Source organism: Arthrobacter gengyunqii, from assembly GCF_023022985.1.
Taxonomy (GTDB): Bacteria; Actinomycetota; Actinomycetes; order Actinomycetales; family Micrococcaceae; genus Arthrobacter_B; species Arthrobacter_B gengyunqii.
In genome coordinates this window covers 1,058,352-1,074,015 of the sequence record NZ_CP095461.1, presented here as the reverse complement: position 1 = coordinate 1,074,015, position 15,664 = coordinate 1,058,352, and the positions used below count along the sequence as shown (strand labels likewise).

Annotated in this window: 6 protein-coding genes; all 6 read right to left on the bottom strand. The window is 66.2% G+C overall.

Annotated features, from left to right (window positions below; genetic code table 11):
* Positions 1-256 precede the first annotated feature (256 nt).
* The gene (locus MUG94_RS04880) at positions 257-3,022 is read right to left on the bottom strand and encodes a helix-turn-helix transcriptional regulator (RefSeq protein ID WP_227908030.1); all 2,766 of its coding nucleotides are present in this window, start codon (positions 3,020-3,022) and stop codon (positions 257-259) included.
* On the bottom strand, positions 3,019-5,988 hold the full coding sequence (locus MUG94_RS04875) for a LuxR C-terminal-related transcriptional regulator (protein ID WP_227908029.1): 2,970 nt from the start codon (positions 5,986-5,988) through the stop codon (positions 3,019-3,021). The genes MUG94_RS04880 and MUG94_RS04875 overlap by 4 nt, the downstream gene beginning before the upstream one ends.
* 243 nt (positions 5,989-6,231) lie before the next feature.
* The gene (locus MUG94_RS04870; RefSeq protein WP_227908028.1) at positions 6,232-8,943 is read right to left on the bottom strand and encodes a hypothetical protein; all 2,712 of its coding nucleotides are present in this window, start codon (positions 8,941-8,943) and stop codon (positions 6,232-6,234) included.
* 246 nt (positions 8,944-9,189) lie between these two features.
* Positions 9,190-11,877, bottom strand: a complete 2,688-nt coding sequence (locus MUG94_RS04865; protein ID WP_227908027.1) for a LuxR C-terminal-related transcriptional regulator — start codon at positions 11,875-11,877, stop codon at positions 9,190-9,192.
* A gap of 33 nt (positions 11,878-11,910) precedes the next feature.
* Positions 11,911-14,499 (bottom strand): helix-turn-helix transcriptional regulator, encoded by a 2,589-nt coding sequence (locus MUG94_RS04860; RefSeq protein ID WP_227908026.1) that lies wholly within the window; start codon positions 14,497-14,499, stop codon positions 11,911-11,913.
* Positions 14,500-15,019: 520 nt separating this feature from the next.
* Positions 15,020-15,604 (bottom strand): aminoacyl-tRNA hydrolase, encoded by a 585-nt coding sequence (gene pth, locus MUG94_RS04855; protein WP_227908025.1) that lies wholly within the window; start codon positions 15,602-15,604, stop codon positions 15,020-15,022.
* Between the last annotated feature and the right edge of the window lie 60 nt (positions 15,605-15,664).

The window sequence follows — 15,664 nt, the reverse complement described above, 5'->3', positions numbered from 1 at the left end:
ACCTGCTCGGACAGTCGCATCAATTCCCGAAACATCAATCAACAAAATAAATTCTATGAGCGCCGCTAATGCCCTGCACGAGTAATGCGTACTCATGTCCGCTGCCCAATCTCTTCCTTTGCCGGGGGTATACCTACCACTACTTGCAAACGGAAAAAGTTCACGCATGTACGGAACATGTTCGGGTTTGGTCCACCATCAAAAAATACTGCCCGGTCCAGGGACCGGGCAGCATTTTTAGCAGCGGACCCGGCGGTTACTCCAGGGAAGCGGGGCTGGCACCGGGTTCGAGCGCCCGGTAGGCGCCCTCCAGATCAGCACGCCGGCTGATGCCCAGTTTCACATAAATCCGGTAGACATGGCCCTCCACCGTCCGCTGCGACAGCGTGAAGTACGCCGCCACATCCTTGGTGCTTGCACCGGAGAGAAGCAGGTCAACGATCTCGTGTTCGCGGCGGGTCAGCCGGACCAGATGCAGCGACGGGCTTAGATAGGACACAGTGACGCCGGCCAATTCACCGCGGCGCCGCCGCAGCTGCTGAATGAGGGCGCGCTGACGGCGAAGATTGCCGTGGCTTCCGTAGAAACGGATGGCATGGCCGATGGATTCCACCGCCAGGAGATACTTGCGGTGCCGCACCGCTTCATCTGCTGCGGAGACCATCAGGTCCGGGTTTCCGGAGGCAACGGCGGCAGCATACGCATGCAGCGCCTGCGCTGCGCCGCCTTCAAAGCCTGCGCTGACTTCCTGCAGCCGGGACGCCTGCCGGAGGTCGCCGACGGCGAGGCACAGCTCCAGAATGTCTTTTTCAGCCGCGAGGAATCCTTCGTCCCGTGCCTGTGCGGCGATTTCGGCCAGTTTCACCGGTATGGTTCCGCCGGGTTCGGGTGAGGCCAGGGCCGCGGCAGCATAGGCCTGTCCCACGAGCCACAGCGCCCGCGGCCCCCTGCGGCTTAGTCCGCGCAGCTCCTTGGCGTAGCGGACCGTCTGATTCTGGTCCCCGACCACGGTTGAGGCGTAGCCTGCAAGGCCCAGGGCATAGGGCAGCAGCAGCTGCGGGTCGGAAAATCGCAGCGCTTCCACGGCGGGATGCAGGCGCTGCAGCCCCTCACGCAGCCGGCCCTGCTGGATTTCCACTGCCCCCTCGAACACGCCGAGGGTGCCGCCGTAAGCGATGAGCTGGTGCGCCGGGGCTTCCAGCTTTGCCGCCAGGAGCCGTTCCAACTCGCTGAACTGTCCTCCGTGCAGCAGGGCCTGGGCGTGCTGCACCACCACGGATCCGCAGTACGCGTGCAGTGGTCCGCCGATCCGCTCGATCAGTTTCATGGCCGCCCCTGAGTGTTCGAGTGCGCTGCCGATCCTTCCGCTGGAAATCAGGATTTCCGTCAGCAGTCCGTGTGCGACGATGGCCCAAAGTCCCTCCGGATCCGCCTGCTCGGGCAACGGTCCGCGGGTAAACGCCGTAAGCCGGTCCTGGGCCAACGGGTAGTCGCCGGCCATCATCAGGGAACGGATACGCAGGAGTTCGGCGCCGCGGGACACGTGGGCCGCTGCTTCCCCTGGCCCGCCGCTTCGCGCCGACAGGTTCGCCGAAGCCGTGCACCACGCATCAGCAAGAGCGTCCAGCTCCTCCCCGCTCCGGCCGGTCCGCTGATACAGCCGCGCCGCTGCCAACCCGGCACGGACCAGGGTTTCCTCATCCGGCGCGAGTGTTTCCGGTTCCAGCATTCCCTCCAGCAGCAGCTGCGCCTGGGCAAACTCGCCTGTTTCCGCAGATGCGGCGGCAATTTCCACCCGGGCAGGCAGTACGTTGGCGGCACGGCGGACGGCGGAACCAAAGCGGAGTGCCAGGGCTGACCGGCCCTCGTCGTTCGCCATCCTCGCTGCGTGCAGCAGCTCCTCGTCCGCGATGGCGTCACCGCAGTCCAGTGCCCACTCCAACCGACGCAGCCAAGCTGCCTTTTCGGCGGACTCGGACTCCTCCGGCGGGTGTGTCTCCGCCAGCGCGGTCAGCACCTTGGCGCGGATGGCTGCGCTGCGCACGGCAGGGACCAGGAACCGAATGACCTCGGCGTGCAGCGGCTGGGCCAGGGAAAGCGGCTCGGAAGGACCCGGCGCGGCCTGCACGAGCCCGTCGGCGAGAAGGGCATGGACTGCGGCCGGTCCGCACACGGCTAGCAGCACGGGACGGGGCAGCGGCTGGGCCAAAGCCAGGGTTTCCAGGGTTTCCCGCTCCTCGGCGGTCCGCGCACTCAGCTGGCCCTTGACCAGGTCCACCACCGAGGCATCCAATCCGTCGGGTTCCCCGCGCAGGAACCAGGCACCGTTGCCTGCAACCAAGCGGCCCAGCCTGCGTGACTGGGCCAGCAGGGCCTTGAGGTACAACGGGTTGCCGCCCGATGCCCTGGACAGCAGCGCCGAGGAAGCCCGCAGCACGGGTCCGCCCAGGATTCCCGAACACACTTCGTGGACGGCTTCCGGCGATAAGGCACCGAGGTCGATGCGCGCCAGCAGCCCGTCACGAGCCAGCGACAGCAGCTCATGGATGTTCTGCGCACGTGGACGGGTCAGCACCAGCAGTCTCAGCTCTCCCGACATGGCCAGCTGCGTCAGCACATGGCAGCTGGCCTCATCCAGCCACTGGGCGTCATCAATCACCAGCAGCGGCTGGGGGCTTCCGGTCTCGCTGAGCCGGCGGAAGTAGCGCCGGATGGTGCGGAGCACCGCCAGCGGAGAATCCATGTCATCAGGTCCGGCTGCCTCCAGATAGGGCGAGAGCACACCGTAGGACATGCGCGACAGCACCGGGCTGCCGTGGATGAAGGTTGCGGTGACGATCCCGTCCAGCTGCTCCAGGACGTGGTCCGCGAGCGCCGACTTGCCCATGCCGCCGTCTCCCACGATGACTGCTCCGCGCCGCCCTGGTTCCAGCAGCCGCGAGGTAATCTCCTGCGCTTCCCGTTCCCGGCCGAACAGCAGGACAGGTGCATCGCCTGCCCGAAGAGTGCCCGAACCGCTCATTTCCTTGCCTCCGATTTGTCCGCAATGACCTTGGCCAGCTCACGGCGGCTGCCGACATGCAGTTTGGAATAGACCTGGTAGAGGTGGCCTTCGACCGTCCGCACCGAGATGTTCAACTCCGCGGCAATGGCTTTGTTGCTTGTTCCGGCGGCGGCCATGCGGGCGATGGAGCGCTCCCGGAACGTCAATGCGCTCAGGTACTCGGTGGCAGCGTCCGATCCCTCGGTTACCGAGACGGCGGTGCCGCGGCGGCTGCGGTGGATAAACCGAACCGTGGCACGGTCACCGGCGCCGGAGGCAACCGCCAGTGCCCGTTCCGACGCTTCGCGGGCGAAGCCGACATGGCCGGCGGACTCCCCCAGTTCACCGGCCTGGATGAGCAGCTGCGCGTCGTAGCTTCCCACACCCTTGGCATAGGTTTCACACATCCGGGCGAAGGGGCCCTGCTGGTGGGCGGCAACGGTCAGGATCCGCTCAAGGTTGTCCTGGTCTCCCAGCCGTGCCGCGCTGAGCAGGGACAGCAGCTCATACGAATACGCGCCGCGGCGGTGGTCGTGCCCGGCCAGCTCCACGAACCGCCGGGCGGCCTCCTGCGAGCCCAGGGCCGCGTGGGCGAGGGCGGCGAAATGCCGTGCGGCGCGGCGCATCGTCCAAGGACCGCCGTCGACCGCTTTGTCGCGAACCCGCAGATAAGCCTCCGCCCCGGCCTGGTTCTGCCGCAGGGCCAGGCAGTATGCCGTGGCCGAGGCGGCCAGCGGAAGCAGGGAATCCGGTCCGGCCTGCCGCAACTGCGCGACGGCGGGCACCAGGCAACGCAGGGCCGCTTCCGGATCTCCGGCGTAGGCATGGAGCACCCCCTCGCCCAGTTCTCCGAACAACCCCGGGAAGCGCGTTTCCCGGCTGTACTCCGCCTGCTCCTCGAGCATGCGCCGCGCCGCTTCCAGCGAACCCGTGGCCAGATGGACGTGGAGGATCCGGGCGAAGGCCCTGGTGCGGTCGCTGCGGCTGATACCGGGTTCACGGAGCAGCCGATGCATGTCCTGGATCAATTCCGCGGCCTCGTCCTGGCCGTTGGTCATGCCCAGTGCTTCGCACAGCCAGGAGCCGATCAGGAGCCGGGAGGTCTTGTCCTGGCCTGCGGCCTCCACCTGCAGCGGCGCAAGGAAGGCAGCATTCTCGAGGAAACGCCCGTGCGTCGAGTTGCACTCGGCCCGGGCCAGCACCAGATCCCGCTTCAGCATTCCGGCGTCCGTCCGGCTGATGGCACCCGCACCGGACAGCTCGGCCAGGCGCAGATCAGCCTTGGCCAGCAACTCTTCGTGTTTCTTGGCGGCGCCCGGAGGCAATGCGGCAGCAGGGACCTCTGCGGACAGCGCTCCCGTGGCCGCCAGACAGAGAAGCCGGTTCTCGGCGATCAGCAGCCGGATCTCCTCCACCGGCGCAACGCCGGCGTCACCGGTTCGGCAGCCGCTCAGGACTGCAAGGGCGGCGCCGTACTCCCCCAGCGCCATGCGGGCGGCCACCAGCTCCAGGACCGCTGCCGGGGAATTTGCCTTGTCCTTGTCCTTGCGGTCCTTGCGCAAAGTCAGGAAACGCACTGCGCATGCCGGGTTGCCGGCGGCATTTGCTGCGCGTGCCGCGGCCAATGCGGTGCCGGGATCCAGGGACTCGCCGCTGTCCAACTGCCACTGTGCCAGCCGCACCGGGTCAAGGATTGCCGCCACCGCATCCCCGCCGCCGGGAAATGATGCCTCCACTGGTCCTGACGCACCGGACGGGGACTCGCCGGTTGAAGCATCCCGTGCCAATGACTCTCCGGAAAGGATTTCGCCGGGCAGGTAGTCCCCGGAACGTGGTCCCGCCGCCAAAGCGGCCCGAAGCTGCCGCAAAAGCGTGCCGCGCGTGGCTGCGTCCAGGGAGAGTGACACGGCGCCGGCCAGCACCGGGTCGCGGAGCAGGACGCGCGGCACGCTGTGCTGTTCCACGGCAAGGATTCCGTGCTCCTGCAGGGTGTCCACTTCTCCGGGTTCCACACCGTGCAGCGCGGTTGCCAGGGGCAGCGAGCCGGCCAGTGCCACGGTGCGCACCAGGGCCAGCTGCCGTTCAGTCAACGATTCCAGACGGGACAGGACGGTCTTGGCCAGCTGCCCGGCGGGAACGGGCTTGTGGGGATCGAGGACCCACACGTCTCCGGTGCGCCGGAGCCTGCCGGAATCGCGGTAGTCAGCGCACCCCAGCGTCAGCAGATGCGGGTTCCCGCCCGTATGCCGGTGCAGGCTGGCGACTGCTGAACCGGACACGGGGCCCCCCAGTTCGAGCGACAGGAGTTCGGCTGTCTCGCTGATGTCCAGCGGTTCCAGGTCCACGCGTGACAGGATTCCTTCCCGCCAGAGTCCGGTGAATTCTGCAGGGGCCCGGCTGAAGTCCCGGAAACACGCAAGCAGCCCCGCCGTCCTGCTGAGAACCATCTGGCTGAGTGCCATGGCTGAGAATTCGTCCAGATCTTCGCCGTTGTCCACCGCCAGCAGCACGGGCCTGCCCTGCGCGCGTTCCTGGATGAGGCGGCTGAGGCCGCGCAGGATCAGCACCGGATGTGTTGCAACGTCTGGTTCAAGATCGGACAGGAGAAAGGTCAAAGCCCCGAAGGGTGTGCGCCCGGAAAACGCGGATCCGCGGACGTGGACCACGTAGGAGTCGGAACTGCGCTGGCGCAGGACATGGTGGATCAGGGCGGTCTTGCCGCTGCCGGGCTCTCCCACGAGGATGCACCCGGCGCCTCCGCCCGATGCCAGGCGGTCCAGGATGGTGCGTGTCACCTCCCGGCGTCCGACGAACCGCGGGGGCGCATGGTCATCCCATCCGATCCCTGCGGGCCGGAGCAGCCCGGACTTCGAAACACCTGTCGGCGGCTCGGAAAGGGAGGCGGACGAATTGACGACATAGGACTGGGAAATACTGTTCTGCACGGTGAGACCCGTTTCTGCCGGTGAGGTCGCCGGTGCGGCATTCGCCGCGGGCGAGGTTCGTGTTCAATACCTGCGGCAAGCGTAGAAGCGCAAAAGATCGGCAACACGAGTACAGCTCACCAGTCAGACGCATCAACTACTCAGGTTCGACGACCGGTCGGCACCAAAAACACTTGTTTCCGGAGTAATCCACTACGCGCTTCCTCAGTGGTCTGGACAATCCGCACAAGAGGAACCAGTCCACTACCTACCGGGGGCCCGTAGCCCGTGCCCGGCTTCGGGCTGTGACAGAACTTCCCGCAAATCACTGCGGCCCGAGACATGCAAACGCGCAAACACCCGTCCCAGGTGCCAGTCCACGGTCCGGGCGGACAGGTGGAACCGTTTCCCCAGGGCCGCGCTGGTTTCACCTGCTGCAGCCCGCAGTGCCAGCTCCCGCTCGAAGTCGCCAAGCTGCGCGAGTCCGTGCTGGACGCTGTTGATCGGTGACAGGGCGCGGAAGGATTCATACTCGAGTTGCCTGGCCTGCCGCAGAACGGTCCGGCTGCCGCCGTCGGCTGCGAATCCTCTGGCGGCAACCGCCGCACCGTGGGCGAGCCGGCTGTTCCTTTGTCCCAGTGCGGCTGTTCCGGCCTGGATCAGCGCCGGAACGTCCTTCTCCAGCAGCCCCTCGGCCAAGTTGCGGAACACAATCCCCGGAGTGCCGTTCACCGATGCTGCGGCAACGCCAAGCTCCGCTGCTGCTTGCCGGTTGCCGCGCAGGGCGGCGGCCGAGTAGCAGAGAAGGGCGTCCGGAGCGTTCCCCGCTGCCCCCGCGCGTTGGGCGCGGGCACGAAGCAGCTCAGCGGTGTGGTCCGAGCCATCCGGGCTGCCGGATGCGGCCGGCCCCGACAGAACGCGAAAGTATCCTGCCGCCGCATCGAGACTGGGGTCCGGACGGTACAGGGAATCCGGGGACGGCTCGCGGCCAGGCATCCTGCCCGGTTCCTGAGCCAGGAAGTGCGCGTAGCCGAAGGCTGCTGACGCGAGGGGAAGCATGACATCCGGGTCATGGGACTCCAGCTGCGCCAGGGCCGGATACAGGAAGCCCAGTGCGAGGTCACCCCGGCCCGCGTAGGCATGCACCAAACCGGTGGGAAGCTCCGTGCCGCCGGCGGTGCGCAGTCCCGTTCCGTTGTCCGGCGGCGCAGCCGATTCAGTCATCGCCAGCGCCTGGCCCAACTCACCGCAGCGGATCAGCAGGAAGAAAAGATGATGGAAGAACAGTTCCCGGGTCCGCACGTCCGTCTGGATGCCTGCTGCCAGCCGGAACCGGATCAGCGCGACCAGTTCCAGGGTTTCTTCGAAACGTCCTGCAGCGGCATGCTGCTGGGCCAGCCGGATTGCGGCCAGGAGCCGCAGATCGGAAGGAGCGGCAGGATCCGCCAAATCTTCCGCCAGCGATGCCGGATATTCGGTGAACCTGCCATCCAGAGACAGGAGTTCGGCTCGTGCCAGCGTTACCCGCAGGCTGGGTCCGGGGCGGGCGCCTGCCTCGTGGGGCAGCCGCTGCTCCGCCTGTTCCAGCAGGGACCACGGATCGTCAGGACAACCGCGAATCCGGGCAGCTGCCAGCAAGCGCAGCGTGAGCAGCCGAATCCGCAAGTCCTCCGGATCCCCGCTTCCGGTTTCCACTGAGGCGACCATCCGGTGCAGCTGCGCGTGGTTCCCCCCGGCCTGCAGCGCAGCCGCTTCTTCCAGCACCACACGCAGCGGCCTCGGCGCTGCCACCGCACGTGAGTACCGCAGGGCTGCCTCGGCATCTCCGGTCTCGTTGGACCAGCGCGCTGCTGCCAGGGCCAGGTCCGGCTCAAGGACAATGCCCACGGAGAGTGACCAGGAAGCCATGCCGGCAGCAGCGGCGCCGCTCAGGCCGTGCGGATCAATCACCCGCGTCACTTCGGTCCAGAGCTCCCTGCTGCGGCCAAAGGTAATCTTCGCAGCGATGGTTGCGGGTTGAAGGTTCCAGGCAAGACGGACAGGTTGGCCGTGGCCGCCGCTGATCGTCACCAGGGATCCCTCTTCCAGGGAATCCACGGTGTGAGCGGGCACCAGCTGCAGGAGAATCTCCAGGGGCAGCTCGCGGCAGAGCGCAAGTATCTCCACGGCGCGCCGTTCTCCCGCGGTAAAGCGGCGCAACACTGTTTCCACACGCTCCGGCAGCTCACCGGAATAGACCAGCGGTCCGGCCCAGGTCCAAAAGCCCCGGCGGAGCACCAGCGCCTTGGCCGCTATGTGGTCCCGGCACAACAGCGCCGCCAGGAGAGGGTTTCCCCTGCTCTGCTGCCACAGCATCCGCTGTGCAAGGGTGGTCAGCGGACCTCCGGCTGCGGCAGCGAGCAGCTCGGCCGTTTCCGGCAAATCCAGCGGCGCCAAATCGATCCGTTTCAGGAGACCGTCAGTCCACAGACGCACGTAGTCCCGATGGCAGCGGAGCAGGTCTCCGCAGATGAGGATCAGCACCACCGTTCCGCGCCGGCAGAGTTCCGCCGTCACGAGAACACCAAGATCATCAATCTCTTCGGCGTTGTCGATGACCATGATGATTCGCCGGCCGCCGGCCAGCCGCACCAGCAGCGACTCCAGTGCCCGCACCACCCGAACCGGGTTGACGAGATCGTTGGGCGGCAAGTCACTGAGCAGCCAGGCCAGGGCCCCGTAGGGCGTCTGTGCCGACAGGGCACTGCCGCGGAGGTGGACCCTGTACCCGTCACCGTAAAGATCGCCGGCTTCCCTCGCGAGCGTGGTTTTCCCGATACCTGCCGGACCCAGGATCACTGCGCCGGATTCCTCCAACGCAGCCAGCACGGCACGGCGGGCTGCGGCGCGGGAATCCACGGCCCGCGGCTGTGCGGGAGTGTCGGTGTAACGGCTGCCTGATGGAGCCGGCGCAGGTACCCGACCGTCTGTGGTCATGGAGTCGCCAGGCGGGACGGACTGTTGGAGCGTGCTCATCGGGGACCTCAATGTGGAGCGCGTAGTGCGGCTGGTGGGTCACAGCCGATTTTTCCCGAGACCTTTTTTGCCCTCGGCGACAAGTGCGCACCAAGGATCACCCCCAGCCTAGGTTCCGGGTGGAGAACCATGCACGGGTAAGGAATACCCGATTGGCAGCCCCCGACCGCGTGGATTTACTTTCAGGCTGCGGACGGGGTACTGGGGTCAGTCGGAGCCGTCCCGCGCCAGGAGTTCCTGCTTCAGTTCTTCCCGCTTGCTGATTCCCAGCTTTTCGAAGGTGCGGTAGATGTGTCCTTCGACCGTCCGAACTGACAGGAAGAGCCGCTCGGCTATTTCCGCATTGTGGTAGCCCTGAATCACCAGCGCGGCCACATCCCGTTCCCGGCGGGTGAGCAGTGGTACCCCCACCTTGGTCCTGGGGGCCGTGCCGCTCTGTTTGCCAAGGACCCGTTGGACGCGCTGGAGCAGGGCACGGTCACCGCTGGCCTTGGCGAGCCGGTGCGCTTCCGCGGTGCATTGCCCGGCCAGGCGCTCCCAGCCCGGTTCCGCGGGGTCCGATCCCAAGCGGAGCAGTTCATCGGCGTCCTCGTCCAGCACGGCCCGCGCAAAACGGCTCAGGACCTGTGCCTGCGGTCCCTCGAAATCCTCGGCGATCTTGCGCAGCCGGTTGAGCCCCTCCATGTCTCCGAGGGACAGGGACAGGTACCGCAGCTCCAATTCCGCTGCCAGGAAACCGGCGCGTTCAGCCTCACCGGCGACCTCGCGCAGGGCGTCGTGCATTTCCCGGCCCATTGACGACACGAAACGGGCCGCAGCCTCGTACCCCCTTGCCAACAAACGGTATGGTGCCGCACCCCGGGGTCCATGGGAAGCGCCGTCGGCCAGCAGCTCCTCGGCGAGGGCCGGCTGCCCGTCCGAGGCGGCAATGAAGGCGCCCAGCGCCAGGGCCAGGGTGAGGAGGCCTTCCGAATCGCTGGTGCGCAGTCCTTCAACGGAAGCGGAAAGATGAACAAGAGCGCCGGTTCTGTCATTGTGCCGCAGTTGCATCACGGCCAGGGTTAGATCCACGGCCCCTGCCACATGGACCAGCGCGCCGAAGACTCCCGAGACACCGAGCTGGATGGTGGATTGGATTTCCTCCCATTCCCCCAGCCACAGGAGCACCGCCAAATGGCGGTACAGCACAAACTGGTAGTAGGACATGAAGCGCTGCCCGCCGAGATCCAGCAGCGCAACGGCGTCCCGCGACAGACTGTACGCAGCCCGGCTGCGCCCGGTTTGCACCAGAAGCTCGGCGAGCAGGGTCTTGGAGATGAGGATCGCTTCGTCGTCGCCGGCCTCCAGCGCCGCCGCAAGGATGTCTCGGAGGTCGTCCTCGGCGGAGGCAAACCTGCCCTCGGCCACCCGGCCCGTCAGGGCCAGCAGCCGTCCGCCGCGGCGTGAAGAAGAAATGTCAGCCAACAGCTCACTGTCCGCGTCTGCTCCCGCTGATTCCTCGATCCTGTCCACGCCGGCAAGCCAGTCCGCCGCTATCGCTGCAATCCCGGCGTCGTCATCTTCCTTCCACCGGTGGAGCTGCACACGAATCAGAACTGCCATTTTGAGAGTGGTCAGGTCTGCGGCGGCAGCTGTGGCCCCTGCGATCATTTCACGGGCCGCCTCCGTGTTGCCTTCCTGATAACAGGCGCGGGCGGCCTGGACCCGGGCCGCGGTGGCGTGAGCCGGCCCCTTGACGGCAGATGCCAGTCGAAACGCGGACGGGCTGTCGAAGAGGTTGTTGGCGCGGTAAGCAGCAGCGAGAAGGCTTGAGTCCGGCACTTCGACGCCGCAGTCCAAGGACCACGTCACCCAGCGCAGCAGGTTGTCTCCCTCCTCGGATCCAGGATCAAAGACGGTGAGCAGGCGCCGGCGCAGACGGGCGCTGCGGGCGGCGGGCACCAGCTGGCGAACCACATCACCGTACAACGGGTGCAGAAGCCGCAGAAGCCGTACCTGGTCGCCGGAAATGACCACGAGCTTTGCTTCTGTCAGCGAGTCAACCGCTCGGTGCAAGCCCAGGTCAAAGGCGGCAGCGGCCGGCAGCGGCTCAGCAAGCGCGATGATCTCCAGCGCATCCCGCTCCTCGGTGGACAACACCGCCAGCTGCGCCCGGAGCAAGTCCCCCAGCCGCCCTTCCGGCGGAAGCATCTGTTCATGCAGCAGCCATACCCCGTGCCGGAACACCAAGCTTTCGGCCCGAACGGTTTCGGACAGCAGTGCCAGGACCAGCATGGGATTTCCACCGCTGACACGGGCAAAATCCGTGCTCGTGCTGGTCAGGACCGGTCCGTCCAGCACCTGGACACAGAGCTCATGGACATGGCCTTCCGTCAGCGGGGGCAGTTCGTGCCGGGAGAACAAGCCTTCCCACACCAAGTTGGACAGTCCGGTGGGAATATCGGCCATCCTCCGGGCCAGGAGAAGAACACGTATCCGGCCGGATGCAACCAGCTGCACCAGGAGGTCACCGGCTGCCTCGTCGAGCGAGTCTGCGTCGTCCACGATCAGCAGGGGGGCGGCCGAAGACTCGTAGCGGCCCTCCGGAAACAACCGGCGCACCAGTGAGCGCATCACGCCGAGGTGGGAATCGGTTTCCTGCGAATCCAAGTCGGAAATGAGCGGCGCCAGTGCGCCGTAAGGAACAGAAGACAGGGAAGCGCTTGTGTGGATGCGGTGCACGTCCAACCGGCCTTTGACGCTCCCCGCCACAGCCGCTGCAAGCGCGCTCTTGCCCATACCGGCGTCCGCGACCACCACTGCACCGTGGCCGCCGGGCCGAAGGACACTGGCCGTCACAGCCTCAAGGACCTCATCCCGACCCACCAGCGGCCGCACGCTAAAACCCCTGTACACCCGCCACCCCCTGACTTATGTATCTACTCAGCGCTATCCCAGAACCTCTGCGAGCTCCGTTCGTCCCGAAACGTGCAGCTTGTCGAAGATCTTACCCAGATGCCAGTCGATGGTACGGGGTGAGAGGTTCAGCGCCTTGCTGATTTCCGCCCGCGTTGCAGGGCCTGCAGCTCGGCGGGCAATTTCAGCTTCGAACGGTGTCAAGGTCTTCATCCGAGCCTCAACAGTGTTGGAAACCCGGAGTTCACGGAAGCTCAGATGTTCAACCTTCAGGGCGTTCCGGGCGTGGACCCGGGCTGCCTTGCCTGTGCGGCCGGTCAGATGCACGAGCGCTTGCCGCGCGGCGGTGTTGGCCAGCAGGACGTTTCCCATCTGGAACGCTTCCTCCGCCGCTTCCACCAGCAGCGCGGAGTCGCTCCGGTCCAGCCCGGCACCGAAACAATAAAGCACCCTGGCCCACCGGCCGCTGGCTTGAGCAGCGGCCTCGGCCAGTTCGATTGCTGCTTTGGCGTCCCCGTGCCGCGCCGCCGCGGCCAGGCACTCGAGGGCCGGCGCCACCAGTCCGCGGTCCAGGCGACTGCGCGCCATGGAACGCAATTCGCCGCAAAGCTGCTGCGGGTTGCCGGCCAAAACCACCTGTACCCGGAGCAGCCCTGCCACCAATTCAAACTGTGCCGGCGGCTGGCACCGGTAGTCGGCGACGTTTCCGGAAAGGCGTGCGGCCTCCTCCGGGTGCTCCAGCAGAAGCTGCGCATAGGCCGCCAGCGACAGGACCGTCGGCAATGTATCCGAGGGATCACCCAGTTGCAGCTGACCCATGGCCGACGCCAGCGGCCTAAGGGCTTTGTCCGCCTCCCCCGAGAGGGCATGCACCATCCCGGCAGCCACGTCGGCGGAGCTTCCACAAAAAGTGTGCGGGCTCCCGCCGTCCGACAGCTGGTCCGTCAGTGCCGAGGCACGGGCATACTCTCCGGCCGCAATCAGGGCTTGAAAAACACGGATGGAGATGGCTTCGCTCATCGGGAGAGGGAAATCGCCGGTCATCTCCCCCATCTGGGCGTCGAGCAGTTCCATCGCTTGATCGGCCCGGCCGGACAAGGCCAGAAACTGTGCCTGCAGCGCACCGGCGAGGGCACGGGTTGCGGCCGGGAGCGCCGGATCCGATGCGATGTCCCCGAGCCCCGGCGGCACATCCGACAGGCACCCGGTGTCAATGGCCAGGGTGCCGTGCACCAGCTGCACCAGCGCCGCTCTCTTCTTCCGGTCCGCTTCCTGAGGAAGGACCACCGAACGTGCCTGCTCCAATACCTCCAGAGGATCCCCGCATCCAAGGATCCTCAACAGACTAACGCGGTACCACAAAAGCTTCGCCCATGAGTCCGGGTGATCAGAGCCGTCCATCTCCATGAGACGCTCCACCGAGTCCAGGGCGCTGCGATATTCCCCCAACGCAGAGAGTGCGCGCACCTCCTCCAACACCATCGCCTCAGTGCGCTGCTCCCGATGAATGGAAAGGACATACCGGAGTGCTTCGTCGGGGTTCCCGGAAGATGTGGACAATGCGGCTGCGCGCTGGGCGGTTTGCGGATCCAGCTTGCCGCCGCATGCCAGGGTCCAGCGGGCAAAACCGAGCAGCGCGGACGGCCCCAGGCTGGCGGGATCCAAGATGGCCGATACTTCTTCCCAGAGTTCCCGGCTCCTCCCCGGAGGGATGCTTGCGGCGATTGCTTCGGAGGAGGTTTCAGCGCCCAGGCTGATGTTTCCGGCCGCGGTCACTTCCGCCATCCGTTCCTCTTCCAGCGTGTCCACTGTTTCCGCCGGAACCAGCTGGAGAACCGCGTTCAGCGGCAGTTCACCGGAGAGTGCCAGCAGCTGAATCAGGGCACGCTCCGCGGGCAGCCGCCGTTTCAGCCGCACGGTCATCACTTCAGCAACCTGTCCGGAGAACACCAGCGGCTTGGCCAAAACCCAAACGCCGTTCTGCTCCACCAGGGCCCCCTCGCCGGCCTGTTCCCGGGTGAGGAGCGTGATCAGGTGGGGGTTCCCCCCGGAATGCCGCTGCAAAGCATGCGCTGCGGCGGAGGACACCTGTCCCTGCAGGAGGACCTCCATCAGTTCACGTGTCTGTTCCAGTTCCAGGGCTGTCAGGTCCACTCGGTGGAGGAGCCCCTCAGTCCAGAGCGCCTGAAACTCGGGTGCTGATCCATACAGGTTCTCCACCGTGGCCAGAACGGTGGCCACGGAGCGCCGCACCAGTTGTGAAACCACCATAACGGTGAGCCCATCCAGGAGATCGGCCCCGTCCAGCAACAGGAGAATCCGTTTTCCTTCAGCCCGCTCCAGCAGCAGGCGCTCCAGCTCCTGCAGCAGCTGCGCGGGGCGGGAGGCGAGCCCTTCGGGCAGGTCCGAGATCAGCCAGGCCAACGCTCCGAACGACGTTTTCCCCGACTCGTGGCTTCCTCGGATGGTGATCGCGTAAAAATCGGGGTCTGCTGCTGCAGCGCGGCTCAGGACTGTTTTCCCGCTACCCGTGGGACCCACCACCACGGCACCGCCGCGGCCCGCTTCAAGGGCCTCGGCCAGCACCTTGAGCGCCGTCTCCCGGCCGACAAGGCGGCACAACGGTTCTTGCGTAACAACAGGCAACATTTTTAGTCCACGCCCCCCGCGGCCCCCCGCGACTTCTGCACCCACACACCGCTCACCCGGCCCGGCAGCTGGAAATGCTGTCGGGCGCCTGAATTGTCAGATCACTGCGGTAAGAGTGCCGGTTACTGCAAGTGAGAGTACGCCCCCTGCCGGGTTTCGTCCACATACAAACGCATGGACATCCTTGTCAGCGGCTTCCGCTCCGGACGCCCGCAGACGCAAAAAACCGGGCGCCCGGCAAAAAAACAGCCAGACACCCGGTTATTGTGTAAAAGGGACCGGCGCCGGGATGGGGGTGGCCCAGTCTCGGAGGCCTCCCGACGCCGGCCCCAGCTTTTAGTGCCCGAAGGCATGATTCGATTCTAGGCCCGGGGCATGCCCCCAACAATGGGTGCCGGGCCGTTTGGCGTGACGGGAGCCGTACCCGTCTTTTACTGGCGCACTACCTGCGGGCGCCGGTAACCGCTCCTCCGGAGGCCCGAACCCGCCTCGGTCAGGCCGCGGAGTGGAATTTCTGCTGCGCCGCCGTGAGGCCCTCAGTCAGCAGCAGCTCCACAGCATCGGCCGCATCGCCGATCAGGAAGGGCAGTTCCTTCGCTTCGACGGAGGAAAAGTCCTTCAGGACGTAATCCGCTGTCTCCATGCGTCCGGGCGGCCGGCCGACACCAACACGGACACGGCAGTAGTCCTTGGTGCCCAGGGCGCGGCTCATGTCGCGGAGCCCGTTGTGGCCGCCTTCGCCGCCGCCGGACTTCAGTTTGATGGTGTTGAACGGGATGTCGATCTCATCGTGCACGGCCACTATGTGGTCTGCCGGAATATCGAAGAACTTGGCCAGGGCCGACACGGGGCCGCCGGAAAGGTTCATGTAGGTCTGGGGTTTGGCCAGGATGACGCGCGGCCCGCCGATGCCCAGGCGGCCCTCAAGGATCTGCGCCCTGGACTTGTGGCTCTTGAAATTTCCGCCCACCCGGGACGCCAGCTCATCGAGAACCATCTGGCCAACATTGTGCCGGTTACGGCTGTAGCCGGGCCCGGGATTCCCGAGCCCGACTACAAGCCAGGTGTTGCTGTTCACTGCAGGTACTGCTCCTTCGACAAGAACCGGACGGCTCCGTTACCGGGAGCAGACCCCGGA